Source organism: bacterium SCSIO 12696, assembly GCA_024397955.1.
Classification (GTDB): Bacteria; Pseudomonadota; Gammaproteobacteria; order Pseudomonadales; family Porticoccaceae; genus SCSIO-12696.
In genome coordinates this window covers 359,846-378,472 of sequence record CP073744.1, presented here as the reverse complement: position 1 = coordinate 378,472, position 18,627 = coordinate 359,846, and the positions used below count along the sequence as shown (strand labels likewise).

Annotated in this window: 20 protein-coding genes; 5 read left to right on the top strand and 15 right to left on the bottom strand. The window is 51.5% G+C overall.

The annotated features are described in order from the left end of the window. Positions 1–26: 26 nt before the first annotated feature. Both KFE80_01820 and KFE80_01815 read right to left on the bottom strand, forming a co-directional pair. Entirely contained in the window at positions 27–671 is a 645-nt protein-coding gene (locus KFE80_01820) for an alpha/beta hydrolase (GenBank protein UTW46587.1), read from the bottom strand. A gap of 4 nt (positions 672–675) precedes the next feature. Next, entirely contained in the window at positions 676–915 is a 240-nt protein-coding gene (locus tag KFE80_01815; GenBank protein UTW46586.1) for a YheU family protein, read from the bottom strand. Positions 916–1,007: 92 nt separating this feature from the next. On the opposite strand from KFE80_01815, the gene KFE80_01810 reads away from it, so the two are divergent. From KFE80_01810 to mnmC, 5 genes are all read left to right on the top strand, one after another. After that, positions 1,008–1,538 (top strand): ACT domain-containing protein, encoded by a 531-nt coding sequence (locus tag KFE80_01810; GenBank protein UTW45681.1) that lies wholly within the window; start codon positions 1,008–1,010, stop codon positions 1,536–1,538. Positions 1,539–1,541: 3 nt separating this feature from the next. After that, the gene (trmL, locus tag KFE80_01805) at positions 1,542–2,006 is read left to right on the top strand and encodes a tRNA (uridine(34)/cytosine(34)/5-carboxymethylaminomethyluridine(34)-2'-O)-methyltransferase TrmL (protein ID UTW45680.1); all 465 of its coding nucleotides are present in this window, start codon (positions 1,542–1,544) and stop codon (positions 2,004–2,006) included. Between the two features lie 72 nt (positions 2,007–2,078). Continuing rightward, entirely contained in the window at positions 2,079–2,522 is a 444-nt protein-coding gene (locus KFE80_01800; GenBank protein ID UTW45679.1) for a flavodoxin domain-containing protein, read from the top strand. After that, positions 2,522–3,046 (top strand): flavodoxin FldB, encoded by a 525-nt coding sequence (gene fldB, locus KFE80_01795; GenBank protein ID UTW46585.1) that lies wholly within the window; start codon positions 2,522–2,524, stop codon positions 3,044–3,046. The genes KFE80_01800 and fldB overlap by 1 nt, the downstream gene beginning before the upstream one ends. A 2-nt stretch (positions 3,047–3,048) precedes the next feature. Continuing rightward, positions 3,049–5,094 (top strand): bifunctional tRNA (5-methylaminomethyl-2-thiouridine)(34)-methyltransferase MnmD/FAD-dependent 5-carboxymethylaminomethyl-2-thiouridine(34) oxidoreductase MnmC, encoded by a 2,046-nt coding sequence (mnmC, locus tag KFE80_01790; protein UTW45678.1) that lies wholly within the window; start codon positions 3,049–3,051, stop codon positions 5,092–5,094. A gap of 64 nt (positions 5,095–5,158) precedes the next feature. Here mnmC and KFE80_01785 read toward each other — a convergent pair whose 3' ends face one another. The 13 genes from KFE80_01785 to KFE80_01725 all read right to left on the bottom strand — a co-directional run bounded on the left by KFE80_01785 (position 5,159) and on the right by KFE80_01725 (position 18,612). Beyond that, complete coding sequence (locus KFE80_01785) at positions 5,159–6,739, bottom strand: peptide MFS transporter (GenBank protein UTW45677.1); 1,581 nt, start codon at positions 6,737–6,739, stop codon at positions 5,159–5,161. 185 nt (positions 6,740–6,924) lie between these two features. Further along, positions 6,925–8,880, bottom strand: a complete 1,956-nt coding sequence (locus KFE80_01780; GenBank protein ID UTW45676.1) for an oligopeptide transporter, OPT family — start codon at positions 8,878–8,880, stop codon at positions 6,925–6,927. Positions 8,881–8,987: 107 nt separating this feature from the next. Continuing rightward, positions 8,988–9,452, bottom strand: a complete 465-nt coding sequence (gene bfr, locus KFE80_01775) for a bacterioferritin (protein ID UTW45675.1) — start codon at positions 9,450–9,452, stop codon at positions 8,988–8,990. A 218-nt stretch (positions 9,453–9,670) separates the two neighbouring features. Continuing rightward, a complete protein-coding gene (locus KFE80_01770; protein ID UTW45674.1) occupies positions 9,671–9,877 on the bottom strand; it encodes a bacterioferritin-associated ferredoxin in 207 nt (68 codons plus the stop codon). A gap of 381 nt (positions 9,878–10,258) precedes the next feature. Further along, entirely contained in the window at positions 10,259–10,876 is a 618-nt protein-coding gene (locus KFE80_01765; GenBank protein ID UTW45673.1) for a YigZ family protein, read from the bottom strand. Then, complete coding sequence (locus KFE80_01760; GenBank protein UTW45672.1) at positions 10,873–11,832, bottom strand: DMT family transporter; 960 nt, start codon at positions 11,830–11,832, stop codon at positions 10,873–10,875. Before KFE80_01760 ends, KFE80_01765 begins: the two co-directional genes overlap by 4 nt. After that, the gene (locus KFE80_01755; protein ID UTW45671.1) at positions 11,829–13,019 is read right to left on the bottom strand and encodes an NAD(P)/FAD-dependent oxidoreductase; all 1,191 of its coding nucleotides are present in this window, start codon (positions 13,017–13,019) and stop codon (positions 11,829–11,831) included. The genes KFE80_01760 and KFE80_01755 overlap by 4 nt, the downstream gene beginning before the upstream one ends. Positions 13,020–13,034: 15 nt before the next feature. Beyond that, positions 13,035–13,553, bottom strand: coding sequence for a SprT-like domain-containing protein (locus tag KFE80_01750; GenBank protein ID UTW45670.1), 519 nt, complete (start codon positions 13,551–13,553; stop codon positions 13,035–13,037). Between the two features lie 3 nt (positions 13,554–13,556). After that, positions 13,557–13,868, bottom strand: a complete 312-nt coding sequence (locus KFE80_01745) for a hypothetical protein (GenBank protein ID UTW45669.1) — start codon at positions 13,866–13,868, stop codon at positions 13,557–13,559. Positions 13,869–13,881: 13 nt separating this feature from the next. Then, positions 13,882–14,430 (bottom strand): DUF2058 domain-containing protein, encoded by a 549-nt coding sequence (locus KFE80_01740; protein UTW45668.1) that lies wholly within the window; start codon positions 14,428–14,430, stop codon positions 13,882–13,884. A 42-nt stretch (positions 14,431–14,472) separates the two neighbouring features. Continuing rightward, on the bottom strand, positions 14,473–15,906 hold the full coding sequence (locus tag KFE80_01735) for an MATE family efflux transporter (protein ID UTW45667.1): 1,434 nt from the start codon (positions 15,904–15,906) through the stop codon (positions 14,473–14,475). A gap of 260 nt (positions 15,907–16,166) precedes the next feature. Then, positions 16,167–18,068 carry an SLC13 family permease gene (locus tag KFE80_01730; protein UTW46584.1) on the bottom strand — a complete coding sequence of 634 codons (1,902 nt, stop codon included), beginning with the start codon at positions 18,066–18,068 and terminating at the stop codon, positions 16,167–16,169. Positions 18,069–18,204: 136 nt separating this feature from the next. Further along, positions 18,205–18,612 (bottom strand): secondary thiamine-phosphate synthase enzyme YjbQ, encoded by a 408-nt coding sequence (locus KFE80_01725; protein ID UTW45666.1) that lies wholly within the window; start codon positions 18,610–18,612, stop codon positions 18,205–18,207. Between the last annotated feature and the right edge of the window lie 15 nt (positions 18,613–18,627).

Here is an 18,627-nt window from a genome sequence, read left to right as displayed (position 1 = left end):
GAGTAAGGCTCGGACACGTATTGCCTCTATGTGATTTGTTGTACAAATCGCAGTACCGCTCGGGCAGCGCTGTCGATATGCTGTTGGTGGGCAATGCCAGAGCGTACTGTGGGCTTGAAGTCGTGATCCCCGGCCTCCAGCCAATGTACGCTGACAGCAGCGCTTAAATTCAATGGGTCGATATCCGCCAGTTTGCCAAACGGGTCGCGGGTGCCCTGCACAATCAGAGTAGGTGTTTTACAACGCAGCAAGTGTTCAACCCGGTCAGATCGTTTTTTACCACCGGGGAAAAACGGATAACCAAAACAGCAAACACCGGATATCAACGCCCGCCCTGGTTCTGTACCCTGCAAACAATCCGCAAGCAGACTTGCCATACGCCCGCCCATGGATTTGCCGCCCACCAGCAAGGGCGCGGGCAACTCCATCGACTGTGCTTGTTCAACCATCGCTTGCAGGTGCTCCAACAAACGGGGCTGGCGATCGGGTGGGCGCTTTTTGCCATCTCTACGCCGTTGCTGCATGTAGGGAAACTCAAACCGCACCACACAAATACCCAGCTCACTCAACGCCGAACTCAATTGCTCCATAAAATCACTGTCCATAGGCGCTCCGGCACCATGGGCAAGAACCAGTGTGGCAACAGCTGGCTTTACCGGCTCGGTGACAATGGAATCAATCACAGGATTGCTGGCTGGCAAGCTGGAACTGGTGGCGAGTTAACAAAGTGCAGCTTTGAGATTCCTCATCAAAGCAAATCACCACATCGCCTTTGGATAGCTGGCCTTTCAATTGCGTTACCTTGCTTTCCATCGAACGCTCTTCAAAACCGTAATCGGTGCCTTCGCGCGCAATAAAGGCCTCCAAAACAGCCTCCAGCACTTCTGAGTTCAAACGCTCCGGGGGAATTTCGATCATGGTCATTGAGGAATTGCATTCAGGGGCTGACATTATCCGTTATTAGCAGGCATCATATAAGCCTTTGCACGGATTTAAGGGCAATACCCATGACAAGCAAGCAGATTCTTACTTTTATCGCCAACGACCAAACCGGCCTGGTCAACAAAATGGCCGATGCGGTTGCCGACGCCGGGGGCAACTGGCTGGAAAGCAGCATGAGCCACCTGGCGGGCAAATTTGCTGGCATCGCGTTAGTTGAAATTGATCCCGACAATCAGGAGCAGCTGGAAAGCAATCTGGCAGCCCTGCAAAACAGCGATCTGCAGGTTTCTCTCGACAGCAACTACAACGAGCAGCCGGATGAACAGGAGCGCATCCTGGAGGTGGAAGTGGTTGCCCACGACCGTCCCGGCATCGTACGGGAATTAACCTCTTTGTTGTCATCCCTCAACGTCAACGTGGAGTCCCTGCACACCAACCGTACAGTGGCAGCGATGTCTTCCGAGCACCTGTTTGAAGCATCGGCCGTGGTAGTGCTGCCCTCCTCCCTCGATGAAGAAGGGCTGCGACAGCATTTGGAAACCCTGTCAGACGACCTGATGGTGGAGCTGTTTGACCTGGACGACAACGACGAATAAACCATGCTGGATATTGTGTTGTACCAGCCGGAGATTCCCCCCAACACCGGCAACATTATTCGCCTGTGTGCCAATACCGGCTTTCGATTGCATTTGATTGAGCCTTTGGGCTTTACCATGGACGATAAAAAATTGCGCCGTGCCGGGCTGGATTACCGGGAGTGGCAGCAGGCATCGGTTCACACCAACTGGGAAGCCTTTGTGAGCGAAGTGAACCCGCAACGGGTGTTTGCCATCAGCACCCGGGGATCTAACAATCACGCTCAAGTGGGTTACCAGCACGGCGATGCCCTGGTATTTGGCCCTGAGACCCGGGGCCTGCCGCAGAGCTTTTTGGATGCTCTTCCCACAGACCAGGTGATACGTATCCCCATGCAACCCCAAAGTCGTAGTATGAACCTGTCCAACGCAGTGTCAGTGGTTGTCTACGAGGCCTGGCGACAACTGGGATTTGATGGGGGAAGCTAACCTGCCATCCAATGCTCTTGTATAATTCCGCTCCATTGTTCACCAATCATTAATCACCAACTATAAGTACCCATGACCAACATACGCATTATTGTGGGCAGCGAAACCGGTACCGCTCTGGACGTGGCCGACGCCCTTGAAGAAACCCTGGCAGCCAACGGCTGTCAGGTTGCTGTTGCTGAAAAACCGACCCTGGCTGACCTGGAACATGCAGAGGAAGTTTTGTTAATCTGCACCTCCTCCACCGGCGCCGGTGAATTTCCCAGCAATATTCGCCCCTTTGTCGCTGCTCTGCAGGCCACCCCACCCAATATTGCCGGGCGGCGCTATGGCGTTATCAGCCTTGGGGACAGTTCCTTCAACACCTACGCCGCTGCCGCCACCGCTCTCGATCACGCGTTATCGGATATCGGTGCCGTGCGCGTGGGTGAACCGCTGCTGATTGACGCCATGGAAACCTTTAACCCAGACCGGGAAGCCACCGCCTGGGCGAGCCAGTGGGTGACGCAACTTTAATGGGCAAGATTGGCCTTTTTTACGGTTCCTCTACTTGCTACACCGAGATGACGGCGGAGAAAATCCAGCGCATTCTCGGCGCTGATCAGGTAGATGTTTTCAATATCGCCGATGAGCCCATTGCCACCATGGCCGATTACCAGCACTTAATTCTGGGCATCCCCACTTGGGACTTCGGTGAACTGCAGGAGGACTGGGAGAACTACTGGGATGATATTGACGACGTTGACTTTAGCGGTAAAGGTGTCGCCATTTACGGCCAGGGCGATCAGGTGGGCTACGCTGAGTGGTTTCTGGATGCGGTGGGATTTCTGTGGGCAAAAGTGGTTAACCTCGGAGCCCACGCTGTCGGTTACTGGCCAGTGGATGGATACAATTTTGAGCAGTCAAAAGCCTTAACCAAAGACGGCACACACTTTGTTGGCCTGGCATTGGACGACGAAAATGAATTCGACCTGTCAGAGCAGCGATTACAGCGCTGGTGCCAACAAGTGATGACTGAGCTCGGCCGCACCTGGAGTTAACGGTGACCGACTCGATTCAGCCGGCAGAGCTGGAGTGGGACAGCGATGGCCAGCCCACTTCTCGCCAATACAACGATGTGTACTTTTCCAAAGCTTCCGGCATCGACGAAACCCGCCATGTTTTTTTACACCACAACCATCTGCAACAACGCTGGCTGGCATTAAATCCAGATCAACCCCATCATTTCACTATTGGCGAAACCGGTTTTGGCACCGGCCTGAATTTTCTCGCCGCTGTGCAGCTGTGGTTAAAAACCGCACCGCCGAATTGGCGGCTGGTGTTTGTCTCCGCCGAAAAGTACCCACTCTCAGCCGCTGACCTCGCCACCGCTCTGGCGCTGTGGCCGGAACTCAACAAACTGTCAACAGAGTTGCAAGACCACTACCCGCCGCCAATACCAGGGGTTCACACATTGTCCCTTTTTGATGACCGGGTTCAGCTAACTCTGTTGTTTGGGGAAGCGGCCGACCTGTTGGGGCAGCTGCGTAGCAGTGACCACCCGGTGTGGCAACAGCGCCACAACCCGATCATCGACGCTTGGTTTCTGGACGGTTTTGCGCCATCCCAAAATCCGGATATGTGGAGCGAAGCGCTGTTTCGCGCTATTGCCGACCTCAGTAAAGCTGGCACCACTCTGGCCACCTTTACCGCCGCCGGAGCGGTACGGCGCGGCTTGGCAGCGGTGGGCTTTGAAGTGGAAAAGGTGGCAGGGTTTGGTCGCAAGCGGGAAATGGTTCGGGCCACAATCGCCACTCAACAACCTCCTGAACCAAACGTAGAGCAATTAACACCTTCTCCCCGTAACGGCCCAACATCAGCACTCTGGTATTTGAACACCAATCGTCGCGCCCATAGGAAGCACGCCGCTGTTATTGGTGGCGGCATTGCCGGCTGCAGTGTAGCTCGCGCCTTGGCAGTACGCGGCTGGAAAGTCACTCTGGTCGAACGCCACTCGGAGCTTGCCAGCGAAGCTTCTGGCAACCCCCAGGGAGTTATCTACCCCAAATTTTCCAAGCAAAACTCCACCCTGTCTCGCTATGGCTTGCACGCCCTGCTCTACGCCAGCGGGTTTTACCAACCCTTTTGGCAAAACGGCAATTACGGCGCACGTTGTGGCGTACTACTGTTGCCTGAAACCCCCAAACAGGCGGATGACTTTATTGCCATCAGTAAGCGCTTTGCCAATGCCCAAAGGCTGGTACGACCTGTTTCCGGCGGTGAGATCGATAACATTTGCGGGCTGCCCCTGAACAATGACCAAGGATTATTTTGCCCAAGTTTGGGCTGGGTGGTTCCCCCCAAAATCTGCAAGGCCTTAACCGAACACCCCAATATTGAGGTTATACAGGGGGAAGTGACACAGCTGGAGCAAAGCGTCGATACTTGGCAGCTGCTGGATGCTACGAGCAATCTGGTGATTTCCAGTGAAACCGTAGTTGTCGCCTGTAGCCACCAGGCAGCAACGCTGCAGCAATGCCAGCACCTGCCCCTAAAACGGATTCGCGGCCAAATTAGCCAGGTAGAAACCCCCAACAGCCCCTTAAAAACCGTTGTCTGTGGCAGCGCCTACATTGCCCCCGCCCATCAAGGCTCGCTGACACTGGGGGCCACTTACCACCTCAACGACAACTGCCCCGATGTACGCCTGCAAGACCATCGGGAAAACTTTGCCAAACTCGCTTCGATGGATTCAGGAATTGCGGAAGCCTTACCAGGCAGCCCAGAGGCAGCCACTGGCCGTGTGGGTTTTCGTTGCACGACTCCGGACTATCTGCCCATTGTCGGCCCAGCACCTATAGCCAAAGCAATGCAAGAGCGATTTGCTCTGATGAAAAAAAATGCACGAGCGGATATCCCACTTCCGGGCACATACTACTCTGGGCTTTATATCAGTTGCGGCTATGGCTCCCGCGGCCTCAGCTACGCACCACTAGCGGCAGAGCTTCTGGCAGCCCAAATTTGTGGCGAAGTGATACCTGTGGACAGGCAGCTGGCACAGGCATTAAACCCGGCGCGGTTTTTAATTCGCCGTTTAAAAAGAGGATAGAAAAAAGGCACAAAAAAACGCGCCTACATTGAGGCGCGTTTTTTTATTTGACTGTCGAATCCAGTTAATGGACCCCGTGCATCCAGCGTACTAGAGTCGGTTTAAGCAGAAACATAACAACTCCTGCGACGACAGGTATCGCAGTAAACAGCAAGAAGAACCCTGACATGGAATACTCCGCTGAGAAGCTATCAATAACACTGCCACTGTAACCAGCCAGAAGGTGTGCCACAAAACTGGACAAGAACCAGATGCCGAACATGGTACTCATTAAGCGTTTGGGCGATAGTTTATTAACGTAAGACAAACCAACTGGCGACAAGCAAAGCTCACCTACAGTGTGCATAAAATACGCAAGTACCAGCCAAATCATAGACACTGCTGCAGTACTTGCACCAGCCGGTATTGAAGAAGCCCCATAAGCCAGGAAGCCAAAACCACTGCCCAGCAAAATCAGACCCAGAGCAAACTTGGTGGGCCCAGAAATATTCTTACCACTACCCGCCCAAAATTTTGAAAACAACGGTGCCAGAGCAATAATAAAAAATGAGTTGAGAATACCAAACCAGGACGCAGGTACTTCGGTAGTATCTGCGCTCAGCTCATTTTGAACCTTCCAGATAACAATGCACCAGATAATTAAAAAGCTGAATGCCAGTAACGCATTTGATAGAGGAATGTATTTAAAAGTGCGGCGGATAAGCAAGTACAGTACTGCAGTAACGATCACTATAGGAACTATCGTTAACAGGAAATTCGTCCATGTGAACACAGTAGCCCAGGTGCCGGTAAGAGTTCGCTGGGTGTAATCGCTGGCAAAAATGGTCATAGAACCAGCGGCCTGCTCAAAAGCCATCCAAAAGAAAATCGTGAAAAACGCAAAAACACCAATAACGAATAGCCGCTCCCTAACTACTTTAGGCTCTGGCTCGTGCCCGGTTTCATCCGCAGTTTCTACCAAATGATCCGGATCATCTTTTTCACCAATACTTCCAAATAGCTTTTTTGAAAAATAAAATTGCAGAAGGCCAAAAAACATAAAAATACCAGCCAAGCCAAATCCATAGTGCCAGCCTACGGTCTCACCCACATAGCCACACAGCATAATGCCGAGAAAGGCACCTGCGTTGATACCCATATAAAAAATGGTGTAGGCGGAGTCTTTTTTACCCTCTTGCCCTTTGTACAGGTCGCCAACCATTGAGGAAATATTGGGCTTGAACATACCGTTGCCCAAGATCAACAGCAGAAGACCAAGGTAGAAGCTCCACTCTGACTCCAATGCCAAAGAACCATGCCCCAATGTCATGAGCAATGCGCCAATAACCACCGCATTTCGACAGCCGGTAAATTTATCCGCGATCATGCCACCAATCAGCGGCGTCAGATAAACCAGTGAGCCATACCAACCAAACAGTATCAGAGCATCCGCACGCTCCCATCCCCAACCGCCATCAGCAATGCCTGCCACAAGAAACAGCACCAGCAAAGCACGCATGCCGTAGTAACTAAAACGCTCCCACATTTCGGTAAAAAACAGGACAAACAAACCTGAGGGATGGTTCATGACCTCTTCACGAATACCGGCGACGGAATTGTTAAGCGCGTCACTACCGGGGGTAGCTACTGCATCACCATTAGACATATCTACCTAAACTCCACAAATATTAAGTGTTAATTTTAATAACCAAGGCTTTTATTTTTATTGGCAATATTTTTCGAAAACCCGTCAGTGTAGGCATCCTGAGGCCCTTGGCAATAAAACGGGAATGAAACTACCGTCAAACTCTGTACAAATAACCTTACAGTATCGCCTCCAAGGCTATTTACTTATCTTCCGCTATTGATCGACCTAAAAAACCAGAACACCAACACAATAAAAGCAGCCAAGCCCGCCCATTCAGCCCCAGGCCAATCACTGCCGACCCCCTCGGGCTTCCTCGAGGTGATAAAAGCCGTTGCTGCAATACCCACACCCAGAAGGCCTACACCACCGACAAATCCTGACCCAAGTAAAACGCCTTTTTCACGACAAGCCTCCAACGCTTCGCCTTGCTTGTTGCGCTCGAAATAGTAACGGATGAGGCCGCCTATCAGGATTGGCGTCATGGTCGACACTGGCAGATAAACACCCACTGCGAACGGTAGCGATGGAATACGCAGTAACTCGCAGGCGACAGCAATTGCCACTCCAATAAGTACCAGGCCCCAAGGCAGATTCTGGTCCAGCACCCCATCAATGACCAACTTCATCAGAGTGGCCTGGGGGGCGGGAAGCTCGGAAGAGCCAAAACCAAAGGTTTCCGCCAATAAAAGCACGGATAGACAAACAAAGGTGGCGGAAGTCAGCACCCCGATCAACTCGGCCATTTGTTGATACTTGGGTGTTGCACCCAACAGAAAGCCACTTTTCAGATCTTGAGACGTATCTCCGGCAATAGATGCAGCAATAGCGACCACACAACCCACAATCAACGTAGCCGCCTTGCCCGTCGTATCTGTCCAGCCAAACGCCAAAAAGATAGACGCAGTGCCAAGCAACGCAGCAATGGTCATACCGCTGGTGGGGTTAGAGGTTACCCCCACCATACCCACAATTCGGGACGCTACTGTCACAAAGAAAAACGCAAATAACGACACGCAAAGCGCTGCCGCCAATCGAGCACCAATGTTGCCAATATCGCCGAACGCATTAGGCACTAACGTCAATACTAATACGATAGCCGCAACGCCAACGCCCACAAACTTCAGGGGTAAGTCCCGCTTGGTACGAAGCTCGCGGCGCACAGGGGATGCGGTATTGGTTGCGCGATCACGAAGTTCAGCACCACCCACTTTGAAGCTCTGAATCATCATCGGGATATTGCGTACCAGAGTAATAATTCCGGCAGTGGCTACTGCACCAGCGCCGATATAGCGCACATAACGTGTCCAGATTTCGCCGGCGGACATATCTTTTACCAACTTCACCGCTTCCGGGAAAACCGGTTGAGTTTGCATGGCCCACAGGGCGTCGATTACCGGAATAATCACTAACCAAGACAAAAGACCACCGCCCACCATGACCAAAGCAATACGCAACCCCAGTATGTAGCCAACACCAAACAGTGCCGGTGATAAGTCCAGGCCCAGCTGGGCCTTGTTGATAAAAGGGATGTTGGCACTGACGTGACCTGGAATCACTTTAATCCAGGAGGTCAGGGCCTTGAACAGCATACCGACACCGATGCCCGCAAAAATACGCTTGGCACGACCGCCCCCTGCTTCATTAGCCACCAATACTTCTGCGCATGCAGTGCCCTCTGGGTAAGGCAACTTACCATGCTCTCGCTCGATCAGGAATTTGCGCAGGGGGATCATAAACAGGATGCCCAGTAGGCCACCGCACATGGCCAAAATTGTCATCTGCAAGAGCCCTGGGGCGACTCCCCACATAAACAGCGCTGGCAATGTGAAAATGACACCACTGGCTACTGAGCTGGAGGCAGACCCAGTAGTTTGAGCAATATTGGTTTCAAGAATCGTAGAGGGCTTGCCATAACGAGCAAGGATGCGGAAAACCGCCACAGACATAACCGCTACCGGTATCGATGTGCTGATGGTTAGCCCTGCCCTCAGCCCAAGGTAAGCATTGGCAGCACCGAATATCACACCAAAAAGAATGCCCAAACCCAGTGATTTAAAGGTGAGTTCGGCAACAGATTCAGAAGCAGGAACAAAAGGTGGGTAGTCGTCTCCAGGTTGCAGCTCGGTATACGCTTTGGGATCTAAGCCATTCTGGGGCACGCTAACGTCCTTTTATTATTATCAGCTGGAAACTGTAGCACTCAAAAGCAGCGCCAGCAAAAACGGAGCCAACAGGCTCCGTTTTGTACACATATGATCGAACAGATTTACATCATCGACTGCTGGTAATTCTGTATTCCAACTCGATCGATCAGTTCCAGCTGGGTCTCAAGCCAATCCAAGTGTTCCTCTTCGCTTTCCAGGATGCTTTCAAACAGCTCTCGAGATACGTAATCAGAAACCGATTCGCAGTAAGCGATGGCTTCGCGCAGCAGGGGAATGGCCAGCTGTTCAATCTTCATGTCCCCTTCGATCATCTCTTTAACGTCTTCACCGATCATCAGCTTACCCAAATCTTGCAAGTTGGGCAGGCCTTCCAGGAACAAGATACGCTCAATCAATTGATCGGCGTGTTTCATCTCATCGATTGATTCCTCGTACTCTTTTTCGTTGAGCTTCTCCAGCCCCCAGTTTTTGTACATACGAGCGTGCAGAAAGTACTGATTGATGGCGGTCAGCTCATTGGTCAACGCCTTGTTCAGGTATTCAATGACCTTTGCATCACCTTTCATGGTTATCTCCTGGTTTAATGTCTTGCGCTTGGATTAAAGTGATATCAAGTTTATTTAGCACTGATTATCAGCTGCAAACAAAACAAAATATCATTAAATATCAATAACTTGCAAAACAACTATAGCAGATTTAAAAGCTGTGGACACAAAAAAATCCGGCGCCTTTGAAGGGCGCCGGATTTTACGGGATACGTGTTTTGGCGAAGCAGGGCCTGAACTTATGCGGAAGGCTCCCAGATAGCCGGGTCTTCCATGGGGCGATCCGCCATCGCCTCTCGAATCACACTGCGTGCGTGCTTGCTGCACTTGCCACACTGGGTGCCAACACCCAGCCGCTGCCCCACTTCACGCATGGTGGAGGCGCCATGGCTTACTTCTTGGCGAATTTGGTTGTCGGTAACTGCGCGGCAAATGCAAACGTACATTGATGTGACTCTTTAGTAACTGAGCGGATTTTAAATCTAAATAAGAATTATTGTCAATTCTATTCGCAAAATCTTTACGCTACTGTGAGCAAGCTTCAATATTAGTGTCGCTCTCCCCTTCAACTTGCAGTATCTAGGGCCTGTTCACTCTAGTTAAGTCATCACTGCTGGGCGCCATTTTTTTGCTCAGCAAGGCAGAAGGAGTGCTGTGTAGTCATTCTACATAAGCGACTGATAACACGGCTGGGCGAAAAAATGGCCCCAGCCCCTGGGGTTGCGGCTAAAAAAGCGCCACTCTGTGTTGCTCGTCGCTCATTTGGAATGACCAAACCACCCTCCTCGCGCCTTGATTGGCGCTTTTTTAGTCACAACAGTGACGACTTAACTAGTGTGAACAGGCCCTAGTACCCTCCACTGGCACTTATTGGCTAAAGCAAAGCGCTGAAAAGCATCCACCTGTTCCACTGGGACAGTCACGGTCATAGACACCTGATGGTCGTAGTTCACCCCCTCCACTACCCCACCCTGCTTATCCAGCCAGTGGCGTATCACCTGCTCGACAGCAAAATCACCCTCAACTACGCCAATGGTCATCAACCGATGTTGCTGCAAGGGTAGCGCCTCCATAACTTGCTGAGCTGCGGTTGAATAGGCCCTGACCAAGCCACCGGCTCCCAGTTTAATACCACCAAAATAGCGGCTTACCACCACCACAACGTTACCAACGTTTTTATGCTGCAACACATTGAGTATGGGTTTACCCGCTGTGCCGCTGGGCTCACCATCATCTGACATCGCCGCACTACTGGCCGCTATCGGGTTACCCAGCAAATAAGCCCAGCAGTGATGGCGAGCATCGGGATAAGTGGATTTACAGGCTTGTACCAATGCCATGGCCTGCTCACGATTTTCAGCCAAACCAGCTCGGGCAATAAAGCGGCTTTTCTTAATTTCATACACCGTTTCTACAGACTCGCCGGGGGTGGAAAACCCACTCACCGTTTATTCTCCACTGGCTCACTAAAGTCTGGTGCTGCATTCATATCCACCGGCTGCATTTTGGGTGGGTGTCTTCGATCTGCCAATTCCGCAACCAGCATGCCCGCTACAATCATGCCTGCACCCAACCAGCCCATTCCTCCCAAGCGTTCACCCAGTATCAGAGCCGCTGCAATATGGGTAAATAGAGGCTCGGTGGCAAAGATTAGCCCCACTTTATAGGGTTCCAATATTCTCTGGGAGGCGGTTTGTGCCCAAAAGGCCAGCGCTGTCGCCAACATGCCGGATGTCAGAATCGTGACCCAAACAATGGGGTGTTGAAGCGCTTGCAAGGTCTGTTCACCCACTGGCTCAGTCGCCAAAGCAGCGAATAAGCTATACAGGCTCACCGCCGCCAATTGCAACGTGCACAATGGGATCAATGGAAATTTAGGCGCGACGCGGCCGGTAATCACAATGTGCAGCGCAAACGCACAGGCGGCAATAAGTACCAAGGCATCACCACGGTTAAAACTCAGTTTGTCCCCTACGGTTAACAAGTAAATACCCGCTGTCGTACACAACACACCTACCCAGGCTATGGCTTTTACACGGGCGCGAAACAATAACAGGCCGATTATCGGTACCAGGGGCACACACAAACCGGTTATAAACCCTGTATTGGAAACCGTGGTGTACTTCATGCCTACGGTTTGGGTGGCAAAGCTGACAAACATTATCAGCGCCAAACCGGCGGCAGACACCCATAAGCTGCGAGAAAACGTTAACCCTTTGGCTTCTTTATCCAGTTTCCACAGTGGCAATAAGCAAAGCGCCGCTACACCAAAGCGAAACGCGTGAAAGCTGTGTACGGGAAGATGCTCGATGGTTTGATCCACCAGTACGAACATCAGCCCCCAGATCATACAAACAAATATCAGCAGCCAGATGGCTTTAATGGGCGACTGAATACTCATACTACTTGTCCCGCCGCGTAGCCCGATGCCCAGGCCCACTGAAAATTAAAGCCACCCAAATGGCCGGTTACGTCGACAACCTCACCAATAAAATACAACCCTGGTTGCTGTTTACTCTCCATGGTTTTGGAAGACAGACCATCCGTATTCACCCCTCCAAGAGTTACCTCCGCAGTTCGATACCCTTCTGTGCCTGCAGGTTTTAAAGACCAGTGGTTCAGCTGTTTGGCAACTTGCAGCAAGGCTTCACTGGGCCACTCAGCCAAAGGGCTGTTTACCCGTTGTGGCCACCACAGCTGTTGTAACTGCTGTACCAACCGTTTTGGCAAATACTTACCCAATAGGCTGCGCAACAGAACTTTGGGTTGCTGCTGTTTCTGCTCTGCAAGCCACTGAGCTGCATCACAGTCCGGTAACAGGTCAATAACAATACTGTCACCCGGTTGCCAATAGCTGGAAATTTGCAGCATCGCCGGGCCGCTGAGGCCGCGATGGGTGAACAAAATACTTTCCCGAAATTGCTCGTTGTTGCAGCTAACCGCTGCTTCCAAAGACACACCGGATAGCTCAGTGCACAAAGTGGTTAATTGATCCGTGACCGTAAATGGCACCAATCCGGCTCGCTGTGGCAACACCTGATGGCCAAATTGTTCCGCCAACTGGTAACCCATACCGGAGCCACCCAGGGTGGGAATAGACAGTCCCCCAGATGCCACCACCAGGGAAGTGCTGTGATATTGCCCCTGATTGGTCTGCACATTAAAGCCACCGTCATCTTCCGCAGTAACTTTTTGCAGGTCACAATGGGTGCGTATTTCCACGCCAACGGCTTCAGATTCTGCCAATAGCATGGCAACAATCTGCTTTGAAGAGCCGTCGCAAAACAGCTGCCCCAAGGTTTTTTCATGGTGTGCAATGCCATGGCGATTCACCCAGTCGATAAAGTCCCACTGGGTAAAACGGCTCAGTGCGGATTTGCAAAAATGCGGATTAGTAGACAGGTAATTGCTCGGCTCCACATAAAGGTTGGTGAAGTTGCAGCGGCCACCACCGGACATAAGAATTTTTTTACCCACTTTATTGGCACGTTCCACCACGAGCACAGAGCGCCCTCGCTGCCCGGCAATAATGGCGCACATCAAACCAGCAGCACCGGCGCCAATAACAATGACATCGTATTTGTTCAAGAAAACTCTCTGGCTCTATGCCTTTCTCAAAGGCCCCTGGCAATACCGGCAAAAATATCGGGCACCCTTGCGCAGCACACGGTTATGGCGAATCATCGACAACTGGTGCTGACGACACCCACATTCATAAGTAACGGTTTTTACCGTGCGACCGGGAATGCCGCTCATATCAAATTGGCAAGTGCGAGCGCTGTCAGCGCCAAACAAATCCATCAAGTTTTTCCATTCCACACCATGAGGTTGCACTTTGCCAAACAGTTGCTCTGCCACATAGTGAGCCACTTCATGAGGAATGGTGGTAGTAAAGTTATCGTCCCAATACTTGGCAAATAACCAGGGGTTGTAGCGAATTACCCTGTGCAGCTTTGCGCCTCGCCCGGTGATACGGTACATCCCCGCCACCTGCCCTTTTAAGTCGAACAGAACGGGGATCTCCTCAATACAACAATCCAGTTCATTGTTTGCCAGCTGGACATAGCGGTGAGTTTCTATAATTACACGTTTTTGCTGCACCTCAGCTATTGGGGTAATCATAGATTATTTGTCTATCAGGAGTTTGTAAGTTACCCATAGAACAACTAAAGAAGAAATAAGGCCAACTACAAATGGAATACTTTTTATCAGATTGGTGGTAACTGAATCATAGAAAGACAAGTACCACTGCAACATTTTTTTCAGCGTTTCACTATTTCGCATCCAAGGTTGCAGGAAGATAGATTCTTTTTCTATATCATCCAGTATATCTTGCGAAATCTTAACAAGTCGTCCGCTAAAAACCAGAAATACGCCGATGCATACTCCTAAAACTTTTAAGCCTTCTAGGGCGATTGGAGAAATAGAGATATCCATTAACGTATAAAAGCTACCACATCAGGTCGTCGGGAATTTCAAATTGGGCGTAGTACTCATCGTCTGAATCTGGCTCTGCCTGTTGCTCTTTAGGATTATTCAGCAATGCCACATAACCGGCATCCCGCTGGGCAATTTTTTCCGCCACAGGCACCGCTACCAATTCAAACTGATCACCCAACAACACAATCGCCAAAATTCCCCGCTCCAGCTGTTTCTGCTGGCGGGCATCTACGTAGATTTTTTTAATTTTATTGTCGTGGGAGAAGCTGTAACCAATTTCACCGCTGCGAGGCTGGCGATTACTTTCAATCAGCTGTTTGATCTGTGCAGCAATAGCCTTTTGCTCCGCCTCTTCCAAACGTTGGCGATTCAACTCGCGGTCTTTATCCGCTTTCTCCCGCTGAGCCTGCTGCGCGGCAAGTTTGGTTTCATCAACCGCTTGGACACCGCTTTTGTGTTGCTGTTTGGTTTGCTTCTTTTTCTGGCGCTGTACCTGCTTGGCTTTTTTGTTGTCCACCAAGCCTGCTTTCAGCAATTGATCTTGTAAAGAGTTTGCCACCTGAGTTCCGACCCATTATGAATAAAGGGGCATTATATCGCCTCAATCCTCCGAAGGCGTAGACAATGATGTTCCCAATTGGGTACGGGGAGAGCTGAATTGTGATGGCGTGACGGATTCCAACGAGGCCGATACCGGCGTTTTCTCATGGCTAACCTGCAATTGATTCACTTGCCACAGCACCACCAGAAATGCCGCGGTTCCCCACACCAAAGCACCGGCCATTTCACCGGCGATAACACCCACGGCACCAAACCACTGAGAGCCAAGATACACCAAAGGCACAGTCCCTAAAAGAGCACGGGCAAAGTTAAACAGGGTAGCTTGAGTCGCGCGATTGAGATTGTTGGCAGCGGCATTGGCAATAAACAGCACGCCGTTAAAGGCAAAGCCAATCACCAGCCAGGTGTTGTAAAAGCCTATCAGATAAGCCGCATCGCCCTCGGCACTAAACATACGAACGATGCTATCACTGAGCAAAAACAACACTACCCATACCAGCAATACATAACCCAGGTTCACCATCATGGCGTTGAGTAACGTAAGCCGCACTCGGTGGTATAAGGCAGCACCGGCGTTTTGACCAATAATGGGGCCAATGGCCCCGGACAGAGCAAACACCAAAGCAAAAGCAACTGGCGTAATACGCCCAAGAATCGCTGCTCCGGCAACGGCACTGTCCCCATATGTGGCCATGGTTTTTAGTACATAGCTACCACCAATAGGCGTTGCCAAATTGGTCAACAACGCTGGCCCCGCGATGGGAATAATATTTCGCAGATCCGCAACCATTTTGTGCCAATACAGGCCACAGCTGAGCCCGTGATGCTTGATGATGGCGTGCAAGCCAATAATCACCAATGCCACACGAGATAATAAAGACGCAACTGCCGCGCCTTCAATGCCCATTCCCAGAGCGAAAATAAAAATCGGATCCAGTACCGCATTAACAATGGCCGCCCCCATGGTGGTGTACATGGATCGCCGGGCATCCCCCACCGCCCTTAAGGCAGCAGCACAGCACATACCACAGGCCAGCAACGGTGTACTGGGCAACAGGATATTGCTGTATTGCAAAGACAGCTCCAGAGTCAGGCCAGTGGCTCCGAGAAAGATCAGCAGTTCTTCGAGAAAATACCAGGCAGGCAATGTCACCAGAGCAGAAAACAGCGCACTGAACCACATAACACTGGAACAGTAACGGCTGGCCAACTGGCGATCGTGGGTACCTTCCGCTCGAGATACCAATGCCCCCATGGCGATTTGCAAGCCGATCCCCACGGAGGTCAAGAAGAACAGCAGAGTGCCAGAAAAGCCAATCGCTGCCGCCAGTTCTGCTTGCCCCAACAGACTGAGGAAATACATATCCACCAAGTCCACCAGGAACAGGGTCAGCAACCCAACCGTACTGGCACCGGTCATCACCAGGATATGACGGAGTGTAGAACCTTGGGTAAATACGGCGGTTTTGGACATGAGATAGATGTTGGAGAAAAGCGTGCAAGGGTAACGTAGTAAACCACATAAACACTGTGGGTTAACTTAATTTTACGGTGCCAGTTGAGTGTGATCACACGTCTGACGTCGCACGCTAAGCCCAACGAGCTATCGTCATTCCCGCGAAGGCGGGAATCCATTTGGCTACTTCGTCAGATAGATGGGCCCCCGCCTCCGCGGGGGCGACGGATAGGCTCTAACAAGGTACTTGGTTTTAGCGTGCGACGTGCGACCCTACATCAATACAACAAATTCAACATCACCATCAGCACCACCAAAAACAGCACTGTCATAATGCCACCGGCACGAACAAAGTCCGCCACTTTGTAGCCCCCCGGGCCCATAATCAAAGCGTTAACCTGGTGGGTGGGAATCAGAAAAGAGTTTGACGTGGCAAGCGCCACCGTGAGTGCAAATACCGCCGGGTTAGCACCGGCGGTTAAAGCAATGTTAATGGCCAACGGCACCAACAATACCGTAGCGCCCACATTGGACATAACCAAGGTAAACAGCGTGGCCAGGATCGCAATGGTGAGTTGCAACACCCATGCTGAAGTTTCACCGATAAAGCCCAGCAACTGGTCGGCAATCCAGGCAGCGGTTCCCGTGGTTTCCACCGCTGCCCCAAGGGGAATCAAACTGGCGAGCAAGAACACCGTTTTCCAACTCACCGAATGGTACGCCTCCTCGGCGCTGAGTACGCCGCTGAGGATCATTCCCAAAGCACCCACCAACAGCGCTACCGATAACCGCAAGTCCGTAAACAACACCAGCGACAAGGCAATGGCCAGAAAAATCAGCGCATGAGCCGCCTTGTGGCTACGCACTTCTTCGCGGGGGTAATAACTGGTGACAATCACGTAGTTCTTCAGTGTATCCAGACGCTGCAGGCTTTCCCAATCCGTGTACACCACCAGGGTATCACCAGCTTCAAAAGGGCTGTTGCGCACGTCCTGGCCTTCACGCAAGGTACCATCGCTGCGAACAATCGCCAGGGTGGATACCCCGTGCTCACTGCGCATACCCAAGTCACGAGCGGACTGGCCGACCATGGGTGAGGTGGGGGGAATCAGCACTTCGGCAAGGCCGGAATGGCTGGGGGACAAAGCCTCTGCAAACGACATCAGCCGAGGCCTCATCACCAGATTCATTTCCTGGGCGAAATCAAAGAGTGCACTGGCATCACCAATCCAGGCCACTACATCACCCTCTTCGATTTTCATATCCAGCAGCAAGCCGCCCTGCCCCATTCTCAGGCGTTTGCCCGAAGTAACAGCAATGGTTCTGACGCGGTAGCGGGTTTCAAACTCATCCAGTGTCTGCCCGATTAGCGGGCTGCCGGCGGGCACACGAACTTCCCGTATGCTGTAATCGAGGCCGTAGGTTTCCCGAAAATAACTGGCAGAACGGGTGGCTTTACGGCTCGCCTCTTTGCCTTCAGGGAGCACATAGCGGCCAAAAAATACAAAGTAGGCAATGCCGGTGGCAATCATGGCAAGGCCAATAGGCATCACAGAGAACAAGTCAAACGTGCCCATTTGTTGATCAGCACCCAGCTGCTTGTTCGAATTGGCAATCAGGTCATTCAGCAAAATCAGTGGACTGGAACCCACCAGAGTCAGCGTGCCGCCCAAAATGGCGCAAAACCCCATAGGCATCAGCAAACGGGAAACAGAAATACCCGCCCGGGAAGCCACCCGGCCAACCGCCGGCAAAAACAAAGCCGCGGCACCTACGTTTTGCATAAATCCGGAAATCACTCCGACGCTGCCCGAAATCAGGGGAATAATGCGCTTTTCTGTGGTGCCCCCCCATTTCAACAATTGCTTGGCAGCAATATTCATAATCCCGGTTTTATCCAAACCCGCGCCAATAATCATCACCGCGACAATGGACATCACCGCATTACTGGAAAAGCCCACAAACAGGTTGTTGATGTCAGTCAGCCCCTCGGACAAACCCATTAAAGGCGCAATTAAGGTGGTCAGGCCCAAAAACACCATTACCGTGATGGCAGCGATATCGATGGGAATAACCTCAAAGGTAAACAGGTAAACCGTCAGCAGCAAAATGCCCAGAACCCAGGCAATCTGAATAGTAGGGGCAACACTGGCAAGGTATAACCCCAGCAGCACAAACATCAGTGCAACAATACTCAGGGTTACAGCGCGTTTTCTGGTTTCCACTCTATCTCCCGTTTTCGGTGAGCTGGCGACAATAGCCCCACATAATCTCAGGGTAACAGGGTATTGTCGACATCATATTAAGGGTAGTGGTTTAAACACCAAGATGAACCAGTACCTTGCGACACCCTGGGCGGTGGCGATGCTCCCACAGGAAAATGCCCTGCCACGTGCCTAACGCCAATTTCCCATCGATGATCGGTATCGACAAACTGGTTGCTGTCAGCGCCGCTTTAATATGAGCGGGCATATCGTCTGGACCTTCCAGGGTGTGGGTATAGAGCGAGTCATTTTCTGGCACCAGTCGATTGAGCCAATTTTCCAGGTCCACACGAGCCGACGGATCGCAGTTTTCCTGTATCAGCAAGCTGGCAGAGGTGTGCTGGATATACAGCGTGCAAAGCCCTTCCAATAAATCTGCTGCGGCAACTACACTGTTTATATCAGACGTTATATCGTGCAAGCCCTGCCCAGAAACAGAGACCGCTACGGTTTTGATCACCTGCCGCCCTCACCT

What these genes read in the sequence shown, in the direction of transcription:
- fldB (UTW46585.1), top strand. Translation starts at nt 2,522, where the DNA reads ATGGGCAAGATTGGCCTTTTTTACGGTTCCTCTACTTGCTACACCGAG.
- KFE80_01735 (UTW45667.1), bottom strand. Translation starts at nt 15,906, where the DNA reads ATGTCCAAAACCGCCGTATTTACCCAAGGTTCTACACTCCGTCATATC.
- KFE80_01750 (UTW45670.1), bottom strand. Translation starts at nt 13,553, where the DNA reads ATGATTACCCCAATAGCTGAGGTGCAGCAAAAACGTGTAATTATAGAA.
- KFE80_01760 (UTW45672.1), bottom strand. Translation starts at nt 11,832, where the DNA reads ATGAGTATTCAGTCGCCCATTAAAGCCATCTGGCTGCTGATATTTGTT.
- KFE80_01810 (UTW45681.1), top strand. Translation starts at nt 1,008, where the DNA reads ATGACAAGCAAGCAGATTCTTACTTTTATCGCCAACGACCAAACCGGC.
- trmL (UTW45680.1), top strand. Translation starts at nt 1,542, where the DNA reads ATGCTGGATATTGTGTTGTACCAGCCGGAGATTCCCCCCAACACCGGC.
- KFE80_01785 (UTW45677.1), bottom strand. Translation starts at nt 6,739, where the DNA reads ATGTCTAATGGTGATGCAGTAGCTACCCCCGGTAGTGACGCGCTTAAC.
- KFE80_01800 (UTW45679.1), top strand. Translation starts at nt 2,079, where the DNA reads ATGACCAACATACGCATTATTGTGGGCAGCGAAACCGGTACCGCTCTG.
- bfr (UTW45675.1), bottom strand. Translation starts at nt 9,452, where the DNA reads ATGAAAGGTGATGCAAAGGTCATTGAATACCTGAACAAGGCGTTGACC.
- KFE80_01745 (UTW45669.1), bottom strand. Translation starts at nt 13,868, where the DNA reads ATGGATATCTCTATTTCTCCAATCGCCCTAGAAGGCTTAAAAGTTTTA.
- KFE80_01730 (UTW46584.1), bottom strand. Translation starts at nt 18,068, where the DNA reads ATGTTTGTGCTGCTGGGGTTATACCTTGCCAGTGTTGCCCCTACTATT.
- KFE80_01770 (UTW45674.1), bottom strand. Translation starts at nt 9,877, where the DNA reads ATGTACGTTTGCATTTGCCGCGCAGTTACCGACAACCAAATTCGCCAA.